This is a genomic window from Micromonospora sp. NPDC005173, assembly GCF_040608515.1.
GTDB lineage: Bacteria > Actinomycetota > Actinomycetes > Mycobacteriales > Micromonosporaceae > Micromonospora.
Map to the genome: position 1 here is coordinate 157,269 of NZ_JBEXIK010000003.1, position 13,441 is coordinate 170,709.

Below are 13,441 nucleotides of genomic sequence, written 5' to 3' on the forward strand. Positions count from 1 at the left end.
TTCGAACACGTGTACGAGTGAAGCGCAAGTGACCCGCCAGACACCGATGCCCGGTCGGGCGGTCGAGGAGGGGAGGATGGACACCATGAAGACGTCGACCTTCGTCTACGACGGGGACTGCGCGTTCTGCACCCGGTGCGCGGAGTTCATCGAACGCCGGATCCCCACCGACGCGCGGGTGGTGCCGTGGCAGTTCGCCGACCTGGACGCGCTCGGTCTCACCGCCGCCGAGTGCGAGGAGGCCGTGCAGTGGGTCGGCGCGGACGGCTCACGCGCCGCCGGCCCGGACGCCATCGGAAAGCTGCTCGCCGCGAGTGGTCCGGTGTGGCGGGTCGCCGGGGCAGGCCTGCGGTTCCCACCGGCGCGTGCCGTGGCCTGGCCGGTGTACCGCTGGGTGGCGCGCAACCGGCACCGGCTGCCCGGCGGCACGGCGGCCTGCGCCCTGCCGCAGGAGGCCCGGGAGCGGCTCTACGGCCCTGCTGGTCGCCCGACCACCGGGGGCTGACCGCCGAGCGGCACCGACTCCGTGCCGGCGCCCACCGGGTCCGGTTCCGCGCCGGGCTCCGGCGGGTCGTCGACCGCGCCGCTCGCTGGCGCGGGGCGGCCGGCGAGCCGGCGAGCCCAGACCAGCGGGCGGACCCGCTCCAGGGGCAGGAAGCTGGTCATCGCGGCCAGGTGCGGGGCGAACGAGATGGTGATGGTCGCGATGGTGACCGCATGGAACGAGTAGAAGAAACCGACCATGGCCACTCGCCAGCGGGCCGACAGCAGGAAGATCACCGGGCTGAACAGCTCGAAGGCCACGATGCCGAACTGGGCGACGATCAGCAGGTACGGCACCTGGGCGATCAGGTCCGCCAGGTCGGTGCCGCGCCGAATGATGGCCCGGGCCAGCACTGAGCCGGTCAGCCAGTCCAGCCCGCCGAAGCGCAGCTTGGCCCAGGCGGCCAGGAAGTACGTGCAGATCACCGCGATCTGGGTGACCCGCAGCGCCCAGCCGCCGGCCTCGGTGCGGGTGGTGTCGCCGTGCCGGGCCCGGCCGGCGGTGGGCAGCACGGCCAGCGCGACGAGCAGCCCGAACCGGTCGTGGTCGACCTTTCCGTAGCTCATCGCGATGATCATCCACTCCAGATACAGCGCGCAGACCGACCAGCCGAGCAGCCGGGGCGCCCGTCCGGTCGCGGCGAGCAGGGCGAGCAGCAGCAGCGCCCAGAAGATCACCGCCACCAGTGCTGGGGTCGGCGTGGGCAGCGGGAGCATCCGGCCGACCAGCAGTGGCTGGTACAGCTCGCCGGGCACGCTGACCCGGGTGCGCACCCAGGGAGTGAAGATCACCAGGTCGGCGGCGACGAAGAGGTAGATCAGGGTGCGGAAGGCGGCCACCCGGCCTCGCGGCACCGCCTCGGTCAGCCAGCGGGTCATCGGGGCGCCTGCCAACGGACGATGGTCTCGTCGGTGTGCTTGCCGGTTGGGCGGCCGGCGCGGATGCCGTGCCAGCGGATGACGATGCGGACCTCGACCAGGGTGGCGGCGTCCGGGTGGCGTTCGGCGTACGCGTCGGCGACCTCGGCGAGCAGCGCCGGCTCGGCGGCGTACCGGTCCTGCTGACCCTCGATCTCGGCTCGGCGGATGCCGGTCGCTTCCTGGCCGAGGTCGATCACGGCGCCGGTGCTGCTCACCCCCTCCACCCGGGTGTCCGGGGCGGGTGCGTTCGGCGGGTTGGAGGTGGAGTACATCCGGAACGGGCCGAACGGGAAGTCGTCATCGCTGCCCCACAGGGTGCCGACGAGCAGCAGGACGGCACCGAGTGCGGTCGCGCCCAGCCGGGTCACGCGCCCGCGGGTGGTCAAGTTCTCCATCAGGTCGTGACGATACGGGATCTACCGGCCGCGTTGATTCCCTCCGTCGGTCAGTTCCCGCTGTCTGGGTCGGCGACCGGGCGGGCGCGCGTCCGGGTACGACGAAGGCCGGGCCCGTACCGGGCCCGGCCTCGCGTGCCGTCGCGGGGACGGCTCAGTGCTTGTGCTCGGCCAGCTGCTTGCGGACGTCGTCCATGTCCAGCGCCTCGACCTGCTCGATCAGGTTCTCCAGCGCGGACTCGGGGAGAGCTCCCGGCTGGGCGAAGACGATGACGCCGTCGCGGATCGCCATGATCGTCGGGATCGAGCGGATGTCGAACTTGGCGCCCAGCTCCTGCTGCGCCTCGGTGTCGACCTTGCCGAAGACGATGTTCTGGTGCTTCTCCGAGGAGCGCTCGTAGACCGGGGCGAACCGCTTGCACGGACCACACCAGTCGGCCCAGAAGTCGACCAGGACGATGCCGTCGTTGCCGGTCACCTCGTCGAAGTTCGTCGAGGTCAGCTCAACGGTTGCCATTGCACTCTCCGATCACCGCGGTTTATCTACGTCCCGTAGAACCAGGGCTGACCGTATCGAATTCCCGGGCGGTCGGGCACGAAACGTGCTCCGGGCTGCCTGGGGGCACCGAGGGTCATCGACTGACGTCTGTCCGTTCCGACGTGCGGAACGCAAGTGCACGACGCACTTGCGTGACCTGCCGTGATGGGAGCGTTTCCAAAGAGATCCACTAGATCGAGCGCTACGAATCGGTAACTTGCCCCTTGACAAGGAGGTATCCGGCCTGCAGAGATCGCTGATCAACCCATCCTCGACCACGGAGAGTAGTGTTACAAAAAGGTAAATGTGACTCCCGTCTCTGTCGAACCTACGGTGCCGTAGGGCAGAATTCTCCGCATCAGAGCGTGGGCGGCGGGTGCCGGGGAGGGCCCCGCCGCTCATTGCGTCTCCCCCCGTTCGAGTGACCGGTGTGACATTTCCGCCGGGGTCGCGCCCCACGGGTCGCCTTAACCACCGGTAAGGCATGCTGTGCCGAACTCCATCGCCGCCCGTCGAAGGGGACCAGGATGCAGTTCGGCCGTTACTACGAGGAGTTCGAGGTCGGAGCGGTCTACCGGCACTGGCCGGGCAAGACCGTCACCGAGTACGACGACCACCTCTTCTGCCTGCTCACCATGAACCACCACCCGCTGCACATGGACGCGCACTACGCCGAGACGGCCAGCCAGTTCAAGCGCAACGTCGTGGTCGGCAACTACATCTACTCGCTGCTGCTCGGCATGTCGGTGCCGGATGTCAGCGGCAAGGCGATCGCCAACCTGGAGGTCGAGTCGCTGCGACACGTGGCGCCCACCTTCCACGGCGACACCATCTACGGCGAGACCACCGTGCTGGACAAGCGCGAGTCCGGCTCCAAGCCCGACCGGGGCGTGGTGTCGGTGGAGACTCGCGGCTACAACCAGGACGGCACCATGGTCTGCGTCTTCCGCCGCAAGGTCATGGTCCCCAAGCGGGAGTACGCGGCCAGCGCCGTCCCCGACGGAGTGGACCCGGAGCGGCCCAGCTTCCCCGAGCCGCGCTGAGCACCGCGGCGGATCGACTTCCGCCGACCCGGGCTCCTTCCCCGCATCAGGTTCTGCCGGGGAAGGGGCCCTTTTCCCGTTTCGGGGCATATGCTGACGCCGGAGGTTCCGATGAGCCACTCCGTCGCCGGAGAGCCGCCCTCTGCCGGCCGCCGAGCCGCACCCTTGACGACCGCTGTCTACTCCGCCGCCGAGTGGGAACTGCTCACCAGCCTGCCCGGTCAGGTCCTCGTGGCCGCCGCCGCGCCCGGTCCCGGCCGTCCGGAACGGGGGGTCATGGCGGGCCTGGCCGGCCTGGATGCCGTGGCCGCCGGCCGGGCGTTCGACAGCGACCTGGTCCGCGCGGTGGTCGCCGCCATCTACGCCCGCCACGACGGCACCCCGGCGCCTGTCGAGCGGCTCACCGACCTCGTGGACCTGCTGGCGGCCTGTCGGGCGGCGGTCCGGGTCCTGCACCGGCGCGCCGACCCCGCCGACTCCGCCGCGTACCGCCAGTGGGTGCAGTCGGTCGCGGCCCGGGTCTGCCGGGTGGTGCCCGGCCCCCGCGAGCATCCGGCGGGCCAGCCGGCCAGCCCGGCCGACCGGCGCTTCCTGGACCGGCTCGGTGGCGCGCTGGGGCTGGGCTGAACCGGCAGGCCGGCGTGGCGCGCGCCGACCGTGTCCGTACCCTCTGATGACCGTGACCGACGACCAGTTCGAGGTGGGCGTGGGCCCCTGGCCGGGGGACCCGCCGGACGACCCGCGCTACGACCCGCAGTTGCTGGCCGAGGGGGACCGGCGCAACGTGGTCGACCGCTACCGCTACTGGCGGCACGAGGCGATCGTCGCGGACCTCGACCTGCACCGGCACGGCTTTCACGTCGCCATCGAGAACTGGCAGCACGATTTCAACATCGGCACGGTGGTCCGCAACGCGAACGCGTTCCTCGCCGCCGAGGTGCACATCGTCGGACGGCGTCGGTGGAACCGGCGCGGCGCCATGGTGACCGATCGCTACCAGCACGTCCGGCACCACGAGACGATCGAGGGGTTCGTCGGCTGGGCGGCCGAGCGAGGGCTGCCGGTGTTCGGTATCGACAACCTGCCCGGCTCGCGCCCGCTGGAGACCGGCACCCTGCCGCGGGACTGCGTGCTGCTGTTCGGCCAGGAGGGACCCGGTCTCTCCGAACCGGCGCGCGCCGCCTGCGCCCAGCTCTACTCCATCGCCCAGTACGGCTCCACGCGGTCGATCAACGCGGGCGTGGCCAGCGGCATCGCCATGCACGCCTGGATCCGTACCCACGCCGGCCCGCCGCCGGACTGACCCCCGCTCGGTGCCGATTCGGACGGTCCGGCTTGACGTGCCGGTGGTCCGGGGTGACGGTGGGGATGTGAGTGTCGCGGTGAGTTGTCCGAGATGCGGGGGCCCAGTGCGGGCGCCGGATCTGATGCACACCGAATCGAGGTGCCTGCGCTGCGGACCGGTGCCGCCGCTGCACGTGCCCGAGCACATCGGAGCGGAGATCGTGGCCAGCGTGGTGGACCGGATCACCGCGACCGCGGGTCCACCCGGTACCCCGCTGTGGTGCCCGTGGCCGCTACCGCTCGGCTGGACCCTGACCGGTGTGGCGTACGCCGGGGACGACCGGACGGGAGTGCGGGCGACCGCGGTGGCCTGCGCCGGCCCGGCGCCGCTCGGTGGTGGCCCGGCGGACCTGGTTTTCGTGGCCGAGGAGCCGGGCGTGGGCCTGGGCACCAGGCTGGCCGGCCTGGCCGGTCCGGACCCCGGGCCGGAGTTGGTCAACGCGCTGGCCGACCCCGGGCCAGGTCACCCCGAGCACGTCGGACAGGCCCGGATCCGGGTCGGCGGGCACCCAACTCCACTGTGGTTGGTGAATTCGCCGACGGATCGAAGCGCGTACGCCGGCGAGGCTCGGGGAATGTGGCTGCATGCGATAGCCTGGCCGGCGAGTGCGGGTCACCTGCTCGCGGAAGATGTCGTGCTGCACGACCTGACCGAGTGGACTCCGCCCGAACTCGTGTACGGCGCACCGTCCCCGTACCTGCCCGGGAGGCCTGACAACCTTCCGGATTGACGGAGAACGGTCGCAGATATTCACTGTACGACACCACACTGATACTCTGGGTGCCGCTGCGGTAATGGGACCCGGCGCCGCGCGAGAGGATGGCCCGCCATGGTCAAGAAGGTCCTCACCTGGGCCGGAATCGCATTCTTGATCTTCTTCGTCGCCTACCGGCCAAACTCGGCGGCGGATGTGTTCAAGTCGCTCGGCGGCGGGATCGTTGACATCGCCCAAGGGTTCGGCGACTTCTTCACCAGCCTCGTCGCCTAACCGTCGATGGGCAGCCCCTCCGGTCCACCCTTCGACCCGGACGACCCCGATCGGGCCCGCCGGGAGCGCGACACCGAGCCGATTCCGCGGATCGGGCCAGATGACGGCCCGGGCTACGGTGCCGGGCCCGGCCTGTCCGACGGTCCGTCCCTATCGGACGACGTCGGCTACGGCGATGGGCCCGGCTATGCCGGCGAGGGTCGTTCCGGTCGCGCCTGGATCCGTGATCCAGAGGCCGGCTACCAGCCGCCGCAGATCTCCGAGGACGAGCTGGCCGGGTTGCGCGCCGACGCGACCGGCTCGACTCCCCGGCGGGTGCTGCCACTGGAGGACGAGCCCAGCTCCCTGGTCGCCCGCTACCTCTTCCCCACCGAGCGCTACCGGGGTGAGTGGAAGCGGCACTGGATCCACCTCACCACCCCGCTGTTGATCGGCATCGCGGCGACCTTCGTGCTCGGTTACCTGTCCGGCTTCCTCGCCGGGCAGAACGTGGGCGCGCTGACCACCATCGCCGTGCTGCTCTGGTTCGCGGTGATGGGTTGGGTGGCCTGGAAGGTCGCCGACTGGTGGTATGACCGGTTCATTCTGACCAACAAGCGGGTCATGGTGGTCAACGGCATCATCACCCGCCGGGTCGCCATGATGCCGCTGGTCCGGGTCACCGACATGAAGTACGAGCAGACGCCGAGCGGCCGGGCGCTCAACTACGGCACCTTCGTGCTGGAGTCCGCCGGCCAGGAGCAGGCGCTGCGCGAGATCAAGAACCTGCCCAACCCGAACGAGCTCTACCTGCGAGTGGTCGAGGAGATGTACGAGCCGCAGGCGGTCGAGGCCCGGCTGGGCAAGGAGGCCGACGAGGCCAAGGCCGACGACGGGGCGTGAAGGTTTTCGTCCGAACATCGGAGCAAGTGCGCACCTTTCGTCATGGACCGGAGCGCCTCTGACGTGGCACTCTGCCAGGACGGCTGGGGCGCGGAGGTGCGATGGTGGCGAGCAGGGACCCGTTGGAGGAGGAGTTTCGCGACTTCGTCGCGGCTCGCTCCGCCGCCCTGCTGCGCACCGCGTATCTGCTCACCGGCGACTGGGCCACGGCCGAAGACCTGCTCCAGACGGCACTGACCAAGACCTACCTGGCGTGGAAGCGGCTCGGCGGGATCGAGGCCGTCGAGCCGTACGCGCGCCGCGTGATGGTCAATACATCGACGAGTTGGTGGCGGCGGCGCTGGCACGGTGAGCGCCCCACCGAGGTGCTGCCCGAGCGAGCCGGCGTCGACGAGATCGAACAGCAACTGGATCGTGACCTTCTCTGGCGGCACCTCAGAGAGCTGCCCAACCGGCAGCGGGCAGTGCTGGTGCTGCGCTACTACGAGGACATGTCGGAGGCGCAGACCGCCGCGATGCTGGACATCTCCCCAGGCACGGTGAAGAGCCAGGCCTCTCGGGCGCTGTCCACGCTGCGCCGGCGGATGGGGGCCGACGCGCCGGACCTGGTCGGCGGGTCCGCCACCGAGCGCCGGACGGCCGCCGGCACCGACCGGGCCGGCGGCGCGGGCGCCCCGACCGGGCCAGCCCCCGCCACCGGAGCCGCCGCGGCCAGGCAGCCCCGGACGGCGTCCGGCCGAGCCGCGCCTCGTCCGGCCACGCCCCGCGCTGCCGTGCCCCGTCCGGCCGTGCCCCGCCAAGCCGAAGTGCCGGTCGAGATGCCCGCAGCCCCGGCGGCCGTGCCCGTCGGCACGGGCTCCGGTGAGCAGCGGTGAACGCAATCCCGGGCCGGTCCGACAACCTGACGGGCCACCCGCCGCGTCCTTACCACGTGCGACGTGACGAGCTGGAAGGGGCGGTGCGGGAGACCCTCTCGCACCAGGTCGCCGTCGCCCGCCCACTGAGCGCCGACCCGGCCGGTCAGGCCATCCGCCGAGCGAAGCGGATCCGGCGCCGGCGTACCGGTGCCGGCCTCGCCCTCGCGGCAGTCGCCACCGTGCTGGTCAGCACCGGCATGGCGCAACTCGTCGACGACCCTGGCCGGCAAGGCACACCCATCGTCGTGATCGGTGACCCGAACCCGTCGGGCCGGCCGATTCCCTCGGCCACGGCTTCCGTCGCCGCGCCCACACCCGGGACCTCCGTGGACGTGCTCGCCGGAGCGACGCTGATCAGCGTGAGCGGTGGGCGGCTGGAACTGCCCGGCGTCGGGCGGGCGGAGCGCGCCCACCTGCTGCCCAGCGGCGGTGGTTGGTTGGTGGTCGGCGCGCCGACCACCGCCGGCCGCTCCCTCTGGGTGGCGCAGCGCGACGGGTTGGTGCAGGTGCTGCTGGCCGGCGCGGGCTCGATCGTCGTGGCACCCGACGGTCGCCAGGTCGCCTGGCGCGACGGCACCGGCCTGCTGGTGGCGGGGGTGGTGGGCACCCAGCTCATCGGGCCGGTGCGCACGCCCATGCCGACCGACGCGGAGCCGGTCCGATTCATCGGCGACAGCGTGCTGGTGCGGCTCAACCCGGACGATGCGGGTCACATCCTGTGGCGGCCGGGCGTCGGACAGCTCACCGCCGGCACCGACCGGAGCACCCTGAACGTCTACGGCGCGCTGCCCGACGGACGGCTGGTCGGTCAGGTGTCCACGGGCGACCCGGCCAGGACCTGCCTGGCGATGCTCGACCCGAAGCGTGGCCTGCAGCCGGTGCTCACCGGCTGTGGCCCGGAGCTGAGCCCGGACGGAGCCGGTGGAATCTCGGCCGACGGGCGATGGCTGCTGGTGAACGGGTCGATCGGCAAGGCCAGCGGGTCCCTGCTGGTCGACCTGCAACGGCTCGGGCCGGACGTGACCGCCGTACCGGCCGGCCCGCCGGTGACCGGCGAGATCGCCTGGACGACCGCCTCGGACGCCACCTACGTCGACGGCGCCGGCAACGTGGTCCGGGTCAACGTCGACCGGGTGCGGTCCGGCAAGCTGGCCGACCCGACCCCGGTGCCTGGCGTGCAGCCGGGGGATCGGCCGGTCCTGGTGACCGGCTCCTGACCTCCACCGGTCGCGCTCGGGTGGACCTCGGCGCGCCCGGCTCGGTGGTCCTCGATAGCGTCGAGCGGTGACCTCGCGTACCGGCCCGTCCCCGCGGATCGACATGCACGCCCACTCGACGGCCAGCGATGGCACGCTGAGCCCGGCCGAACTGGTCCGTGCGGCGGCGCACGCCGGGCTGGACGTGCTGGCGATCACCGACCACGACACCACCGCCGGCTGGGCTCCGGCCGTACGGGCGCTGCCACCCGGGCTGCGCCTGATCCGGGGTGCGGAGCTGTCCTGTCGCTGGTCCGGCGTGCAGCCGGCGGTGCCGTTGCACCTGCTGGCGTACCTGTTCGACCCGGACCACCCGGAGTTGGTCTCCGAGCTGGCCCGGGTGCGGGTCGCCCGCGAGGAGCGGGGCGAACGGATCGTCACGCTGCTGCGCGCCGACGGCATCGACGTGAGCTGGCCGGACATCCTGGCCGGCGCGGGCGGCGGCACGGTGGGTCGGCCGCACATCGCGCAGGCGCTGATCCGGGCCGGCCTGGTCGGCAACACCCGCGAGGCGTTCGGCCCGGACTGGCTGGGCGAGCGGTACCGGCTGCCCAAGGAGGACATCGACGTGTTCCGGGCGATCCGGCTGGTCCGGGAGGCCGGCGGCGTGCCGGTCTTCGCCCATCCGCGAGCCACCCGACGCGGCCGGGTGGTGCCCGACGAGCTGATCGCCGAGCTGGCAGCCGCCGGGCTGGCCGGCCTGGAGGCCGACCACGAGGACCACAGCCCGGCCGAGCAGGCGCACGTACGGGGGCTCGCCGCCGAGCTGGGCCTGCTGGTCACCGGCTCCTCGGACTTCCACGGCACCCACAAGACCGTCCAGCTCGGCGCGTTCACCACCAGCGTCGAGGCGTACGAGCGGATCGTCGCCGCCGGGGTGACCGAGGTCGCTTCGGGCTGATCCCGGTTTGGGCCGACAGTGGCGCGGCTAGGTTGATCACGTGGATCTGAAGCTGTTCGGCGAGGTTTTCGTGACCCTGCTGGTGATCACCGACCCGCCGGGCATGATGCCGATCTTCCTTGCGCTGACCGGCCCGCTGACGGCCCGGGACCGCAACCGGGCGGCCTGGCAGGCGGTCGCGCTGGCGCTCGGCGTGATCGTGGTCTTCGCGGTGGCCGGGCAGACCCTGCTCGACTACCTGCACGTGGACCTGCCGGCCCTGCAGGCGGCAGGTGGGCTGCTGCTCATTCTGGTCGCCCTGGAACTGCTGACCGGCAAGACCGACGACCCCAGTCAGCAGGCCACCTCGAACATCGCGCTGGTGCCGCTGGGCACCCCGCTGCTGGCCGGCCCCGGCGCCATCGTCGCGACCATGCTCTTCGTCCAGCAGGCCGACGGGCTGGGGGACTTCACCGCCATCGCCGCGGCGATCCTCGCCGTGATGGTCGCGGTGTGGATCGTGCTGCGCTTCTCCGGTGGCATCGTGAAGATCCTGCGCCCCGGCGGGATCGAGGTGCTGACCCGGATCGCCGGCCTGCTGCTGGCCGCGATCGCCGTGCAGCTCATCGCCGACGCGGTGGCCGCCTTCGTCACGCAGTACATGAACATGACCTGACCCGGGACACTCGCGATGTCGGGGGTGGATGGCAGGATCGCAGGCGTGCGAAGAGCCTCTTCAGCCGGACGACCCGCCGCTGGCGGCCGGGCCCCACAGCAGCGCGCCGGCGGCGCCGAGCAGCTCGGCTTCGAGGGCATGCCGGAGCGGCTCTTCGTCTGCACCCCGAGCAAGCTCGGCGCGTACGCGGACTGCCCGCGCCGCTACCGCTACTCCTACGTCGACCGGCCGGCCCCGCCCAAGGGCCCGCCGTGGGCGCACAACTCGCTCGGCGCCAGCGTGCACACCGCCCTGAAAAACTGGTATGCGCTGCCCGCCGACCGGCGCCGCCCTGAGGCGCTGGCCGCGCTGCTCAAGGGCACCTGGGTCCGCGAGGGCTACCGCGACGACGAGCAGGAGCGGGCCGCCTACCGGCGGGCGTTGGGCTGGCTGGAGGCGTACGTGGAGACGCTGGAGCCGGAGGCCGACCCGCTCGGCGTGGAGCGGGTGGTGGCGGTCAAGACCGCGGTGCTGGCCTTCAACGGTCGAGCCGACCGCATCGACTCCCGTCCCGGGCCGGACGGCCAGGAGCTGGTTATCGTCGACTACAAGACCGGCCGGACCGGGCTCGACACGGACGACGCCCGGGGCTCGCAGGCGCTGGCGCTCTACGCGTACGCGGCCGAGCGGGTGTTCCGCCGGCCGTGCCGTCGGGTGGAGTTGCACCACCTGCCGACCGGCACCGTCGCCGCCCACGACCACACCGTCGAGTCGCTGGCCCGGCAGTTGACGCGGGCCGAGGAGACGGCGCGCGACATCATGGTGGCGGAGCGGACGGTCGCCGACGGCGGCGACCCGGATGAGGCGTTCCCGGTCGCGCCCGGCTCCCGTTGTGGCTGGTGCGACTTCCGGCGCCACTGCCCGACGGGGGCGCAGACGCCAGGCAAGGAGCCGTGGGCGGCCATGGACCGGTCCGGCGACGGCTGACCCCCGGCTGACCCCCGGCCGGCGGAGGTCGGTTGGGTCAGCCGGCCAGCGGTGTGGCGGTGAGCCGTTCGGCCCGCTGCTTCGCGGCCTGTAACAACGGTCCCTCGATGTAGCGGCGGGGCACCGCGCCGAGCGCCAGCCGCAGGGCGCGCACGGTCAGGTCCGCCGTCAGGGCGGTGGTGGGCAGTCCGAGCCCGCCGTACATCCGGTGGGCCCAGGCCGGCAGCAGCGCGAGCGCGGTCCCGGCGATCCCCAGGTACGCCCAGCGTGGTGGCCCGAGGGTGAGCCCCAGCCGGGCCGGCAGGCTGAGCTTCCACGGCAGCGGCGGGGCGGTGAGGAAGAGCGCGGTCTCCGCGGCCTCCCGGGTCATCCGCAGCTCCGGCCGCACGGCGCGGTAGTACGCCGCCACCTCGGCGGCGGTGCCCGGGACGCTGGTCGGGTCCAGGCCGACCAGCGCGGCGGAGCGGCGTTGCTCGGTGTAGTAGCCGTCCACCTCATCGTCGGTGAGCGGCAGGCCGGCCCGGCGGGCCGTGCTGAGGAACGACTCGACCTCGGTGACGTGCACCCAGCGCAGCAGGTCCGGATCGTCGATCCGGAACTCCTCGCCGGTGAGCGGGTCGGTGGCCCGCATCCGGCCGTGCAGCCGGCGCAGCCGCGCCCCGGCTGCCTCCGCCTCGGCGGTGGTCCCGTAGACGGTGGTCGCCACGTAGGTGGCGGTGCGGACGAGGCGGCCCCAGGCGTCGGTGCGGTAGTTGCTGTTCTGCGCGACCCCGGCCATCGCCAGCGGGTGCAACGCCTGGAGGTAGAGCGAGCGCAGGCCGGCGACGATCAGGATCGGCTCCTCGTGCACCTTCCACGTGACCGAACCCGGACCGAAGAGACCGAGGTCATCGGAGTCCACCGCCCAAGAGTGCCACGGGCGGGCCGACCTCGCCGGTCACCTCCCGGCGGCTCGGGCCGGGTCAGCTGTCGGCGGAGCGGCGGGCCTGGCAGCCCGGGCAGAGACCCCAGAAGGTCACTTCCGCCTCGTCCACCTCGAAGCCGTGCGCGACGTTCGCCTCCAGGCAGGGAGCGCTGCCCACCGTGCAGTCGATGTCGGCGATCTCGCCGCAGCCCCGGCAGACCACGTGGTGGTGGTTGTCGCCGGTACGCGCCTCGTAGCGGGCGGGGCTGCCGGCCGGCTCGATCCGGCGGGACAGCCCGGCCCGGGACAGCGCCCCCAGCACGTCGTAGACCGCCTGGGTGGAGACCGAGTCGAGGCGTTCGCGGACCTGCCGGGTGATCTCGTCGACCTCCAGGTGACCACCGCCGGCCAGCACGTCCAGCACCGCGAGGCGCGGTCGGGTGACGCGCAGGCCTCTCGATCGCAGCAGCTCCTCGGCAGCGGACATACGCCAATGACAGCACGTGTGACCAGCGCCGACAACCGACGTCCGGGCGGGGTGGTCACGGACACAGCCGGAAGGCGGAGGCTGGATCGCCTCGCGATGAACCCGATCGGGACGCCGCGCGTGTGTCCGGTCGAGAGCCTGGGGACAACCTACGGACCCGTGGGCTGGCGAACCCGTGACCGTGATCCACCTGGAGGGTGTCGATGTTCGAGGAGATCCTGGGTCTACCGGTACACGTCCTGGTGGTCCACGCGGTGGTCGTGTTCGTGCCGCTGCTGGCCGTGCTGGCCATCGCGTACGTGGGGCTGCCGCGCTGGCGGCACCGGCTGGACTGGGCGCTGGGCTTCCTCGCCGTGGCCGCGCCGCTGACCACCTTCGTGGCCGTCCAGTCGGGTGAGGCGTTCACCGACGCGCTGGTCGCCAAGGGTTTTCAGGGCCCGATCCTCGACCAGATCTTCGAGCACTCCCGCTACGGCGACATCCTGTTCCGGATCGTGCTGCCGCTCGGGATCGTGGCGATCCTGCTGCTGCTGGCGACCAGCGGGCATCCCCGGGTGCCGAGGCTGCCGGCGCTGGTGACCCCGGTGCTGGCGGTGGCGGTCGTCGCGCTGTCCATCGCCGCCCTGGTCTACGTCTACCTGACCGGCCACTCCGGCGCCCAGGCCGTCTGGAGCACCACCCTCTGACCGTCGGCCGGGAC

At 72.2% G+C, this 13,441-nt stretch carries 18 protein-coding genes; 13 read left to right on the forward strand and 5 right to left on the reverse strand.

Annotated features, from left to right (window positions below):
* Positions 1 to 85 precede the first annotated feature (85 nt).
* The gene (locus ABZV00_RS05990; protein ID WP_355602586.1) at positions 86 to 505 is read left to right on the forward strand and encodes a DUF393 domain-containing protein; all 420 of its coding nucleotides are present in this window, start codon (positions 86 to 88) and stop codon (positions 503 to 505) included.
* On the opposite strand, the gene ABZV00_RS05995 is transcribed toward ABZV00_RS05990, so the two are convergent.
* The 3 genes from ABZV00_RS05995 to trxA all read right to left on the reverse strand — a co-directional run bounded on the left by ABZV00_RS05995 (position 469) and on the right by trxA (position 2,376).
* Positions 469 to 1,422 (reverse strand): HTTM domain-containing protein, encoded by a 954-nt coding sequence (locus ABZV00_RS05995; protein ID WP_355602269.1) that lies wholly within the window; start codon positions 1,420 to 1,422, stop codon positions 469 to 471. The genes ABZV00_RS05990 and ABZV00_RS05995 overlap by 37 nt on opposite strands.
* Complete coding sequence (locus tag ABZV00_RS06000) at positions 1,419 to 1,859, reverse strand: hypothetical protein (RefSeq protein WP_355602271.1); 441 nt, start codon at positions 1,857 to 1,859, stop codon at positions 1,419 to 1,421. Before ABZV00_RS06000 ends, ABZV00_RS05995 begins: the two co-directional genes overlap by 4 nt.
* Positions 1,860 to 2,013: 154 nt before the next feature.
* Positions 2,014 to 2,376 (reverse strand): thioredoxin, encoded by a 363-nt coding sequence (gene trxA / locus ABZV00_RS06005; RefSeq protein ID WP_124771302.1) that lies wholly within the window; start codon positions 2,374 to 2,376, stop codon positions 2,014 to 2,016.
* Positions 2,377 to 2,924: 548 nt separating this feature from the next.
* Here trxA and ABZV00_RS06010 point away from each other — a divergent pair.
* From ABZV00_RS06010 to ABZV00_RS06060, 11 genes are all read left to right on the forward strand, one after another.
* Entirely contained in the window at positions 2,925 to 3,440 is a 516-nt protein-coding gene (locus ABZV00_RS06010) for a MaoC family dehydratase (protein ID WP_145786186.1), read from the forward strand.
* Positions 3,441 to 3,551: 111 nt separating this feature from the next.
* On the forward strand, positions 3,552 to 4,067 hold the full coding sequence (locus tag ABZV00_RS06015; RefSeq protein ID WP_328423230.1) for a hypothetical protein: 516 nt from the start codon (positions 3,552 to 3,554) through the stop codon (positions 4,065 to 4,067).
* 52 nt (positions 4,068 to 4,119) lie between these two features.
* Positions 4,120 to 4,743, forward strand: coding sequence for an RNA methyltransferase (locus ABZV00_RS06020; protein WP_355602273.1), 624 nt, complete (start codon positions 4,120 to 4,122; stop codon positions 4,741 to 4,743).
* A gap of 79 nt (positions 4,744 to 4,822) precedes the next feature.
* Positions 4,823 to 5,515: a DUF6758 family protein gene (locus tag ABZV00_RS06025; RefSeq protein ID WP_355602275.1), complete on the forward strand. Its 693-nt coding sequence runs from the start codon at positions 4,823 to 4,825 to the stop codon at positions 5,513 to 5,515.
* Between the two features lie 99 nt (positions 5,516 to 5,614).
* Positions 5,615 to 5,773 carry a hypothetical protein gene (locus ABZV00_RS06030; protein ID WP_165942702.1) on the forward strand — a complete coding sequence of 53 codons (159 nt, stop codon included), beginning with the start codon at positions 5,615 to 5,617 and terminating at the stop codon, positions 5,771 to 5,773.
* Between the two features lie 6 nt (positions 5,774 to 5,779).
* Entirely contained in the window at positions 5,780 to 6,655 is an 876-nt protein-coding gene (locus ABZV00_RS06035) for a PH domain-containing protein (RefSeq protein WP_328423235.1), read from the forward strand.
* A gap of 104 nt (positions 6,656 to 6,759) precedes the next feature.
* Positions 6,760 to 7,530, forward strand: coding sequence for a SigE family RNA polymerase sigma factor (locus ABZV00_RS06040; protein ID WP_355602588.1), 771 nt, complete (start codon positions 6,760 to 6,762; stop codon positions 7,528 to 7,530).
* A 56-nt stretch (positions 7,531 to 7,586) separates the two neighbouring features.
* Positions 7,587 to 8,789: a hypothetical protein gene (locus ABZV00_RS06045; RefSeq protein WP_355602278.1), complete on the forward strand. Its 1,203-nt coding sequence runs from the start codon at positions 7,587 to 7,589 to the stop codon at positions 8,787 to 8,789.
* Between the two features lie 103 nt (positions 8,790 to 8,892).
* Complete coding sequence (locus tag ABZV00_RS06050) at positions 8,893 to 9,729, forward strand: PHP domain-containing protein (protein WP_355602590.1); 837 nt, start codon at positions 8,893 to 8,895, stop codon at positions 9,727 to 9,729.
* A gap of 40 nt (positions 9,730 to 9,769) precedes the next feature.
* Positions 9,770 to 10,384 carry a MarC family protein gene (locus ABZV00_RS06055; RefSeq protein WP_328423242.1) on the forward strand — a complete coding sequence of 205 codons (615 nt, stop codon included), beginning with the start codon at positions 9,770 to 9,772 and terminating at the stop codon, positions 10,382 to 10,384.
* A 45-nt stretch (positions 10,385 to 10,429) separates the two neighbouring features.
* On the forward strand, positions 10,430 to 11,350 hold the full coding sequence (locus ABZV00_RS06060; protein ID WP_355602280.1) for a PD-(D/E)XK nuclease family protein: 921 nt from the start codon (positions 10,430 to 10,432) through the stop codon (positions 11,348 to 11,350).
* A gap of 37 nt (positions 11,351 to 11,387) precedes the next feature.
* On the opposite strand, the gene ABZV00_RS06065 is transcribed toward ABZV00_RS06060, so the two are convergent.
* Positions 11,388 to 12,251: an oxygenase MpaB family protein gene (locus ABZV00_RS06065; RefSeq protein ID WP_328423246.1), complete on the reverse strand. Its 864-nt coding sequence runs from the start codon at positions 12,249 to 12,251 to the stop codon at positions 11,388 to 11,390.
* Positions 12,252 to 12,312: 61 nt separating this feature from the next.
* A complete protein-coding gene (locus ABZV00_RS06070; protein ID WP_328423248.1) occupies positions 12,313 to 12,741 on the reverse strand; it encodes a Fur family transcriptional regulator in 429 nt (142 codons plus the stop codon).
* Positions 12,742 to 12,944: 203 nt separating this feature from the next.
* On the opposite strand from ABZV00_RS06070, the gene ABZV00_RS06075 reads away from it, so the two are divergent.
* Complete coding sequence (locus ABZV00_RS06075; protein WP_355602282.1) at positions 12,945 to 13,427, forward strand: DUF2231 domain-containing protein; 483 nt, start codon at positions 12,945 to 12,947, stop codon at positions 13,425 to 13,427.
* The last annotated feature ends 14 nt before the right edge of the window (positions 13,428 to 13,441 follow it).

What these genes read in the sequence shown, in the direction of transcription:
- ABZV00_RS06000 (WP_355602271.1), bottom strand. Translation starts at nt 1,859, where the DNA reads ATGGAGAACTTGACCACCCGCGGGCGCGTGACCCGGCTGGGCGCGACC.
- ABZV00_RS05995 (WP_355602269.1), bottom strand. Translation starts at nt 1,422, where the DNA reads ATGACCCGCTGGCTGACCGAGGCGGTGCCGCGAGGCCGGGTGGCCGCC.
- ABZV00_RS06035 (WP_328423235.1), top strand. Translation starts at nt 5,780, where the DNA reads ATGGGCAGCCCCTCCGGTCCACCCTTCGACCCGGACGACCCCGATCGG.
- ABZV00_RS06075 (WP_355602282.1), top strand. Translation starts at nt 12,945, where the DNA reads ATGTTCGAGGAGATCCTGGGTCTACCGGTACACGTCCTGGTGGTCCAC.
- ABZV00_RS06010 (WP_145786186.1), top strand. Translation starts at nt 2,925, where the DNA reads ATGCAGTTCGGCCGTTACTACGAGGAGTTCGAGGTCGGAGCGGTCTAC.
- ABZV00_RS05990 (WP_355602586.1), top strand. Translation starts at nt 86, where the DNA reads ATGAAGACGTCGACCTTCGTCTACGACGGGGACTGCGCGTTCTGCACC.
- ABZV00_RS06030 (WP_165942702.1), top strand. Translation starts at nt 5,615, where the DNA reads ATGGTCAAGAAGGTCCTCACCTGGGCCGGAATCGCATTCTTGATCTTC.
- trxA (WP_124771302.1), bottom strand. Translation starts at nt 2,376, where the DNA reads ATGGCAACCGTTGAGCTGACCTCGACGAACTTCGACGAGGTGACCGGC.
- ABZV00_RS06070 (WP_328423248.1), bottom strand. Translation starts at nt 12,741, where the DNA reads ATGTCCGCTGCCGAGGAGCTGCTGCGATCGAGAGGCCTGCGCGTCACC.
- ABZV00_RS06050 (WP_355602590.1), top strand. Translation starts at nt 8,893, where the DNA reads ATGCACGCCCACTCGACGGCCAGCGATGGCACGCTGAGCCCGGCCGAA.
- ABZV00_RS06015 (WP_328423230.1), top strand. Translation starts at nt 3,552, where the DNA reads ATGAGCCACTCCGTCGCCGGAGAGCCGCCCTCTGCCGGCCGCCGAGCC.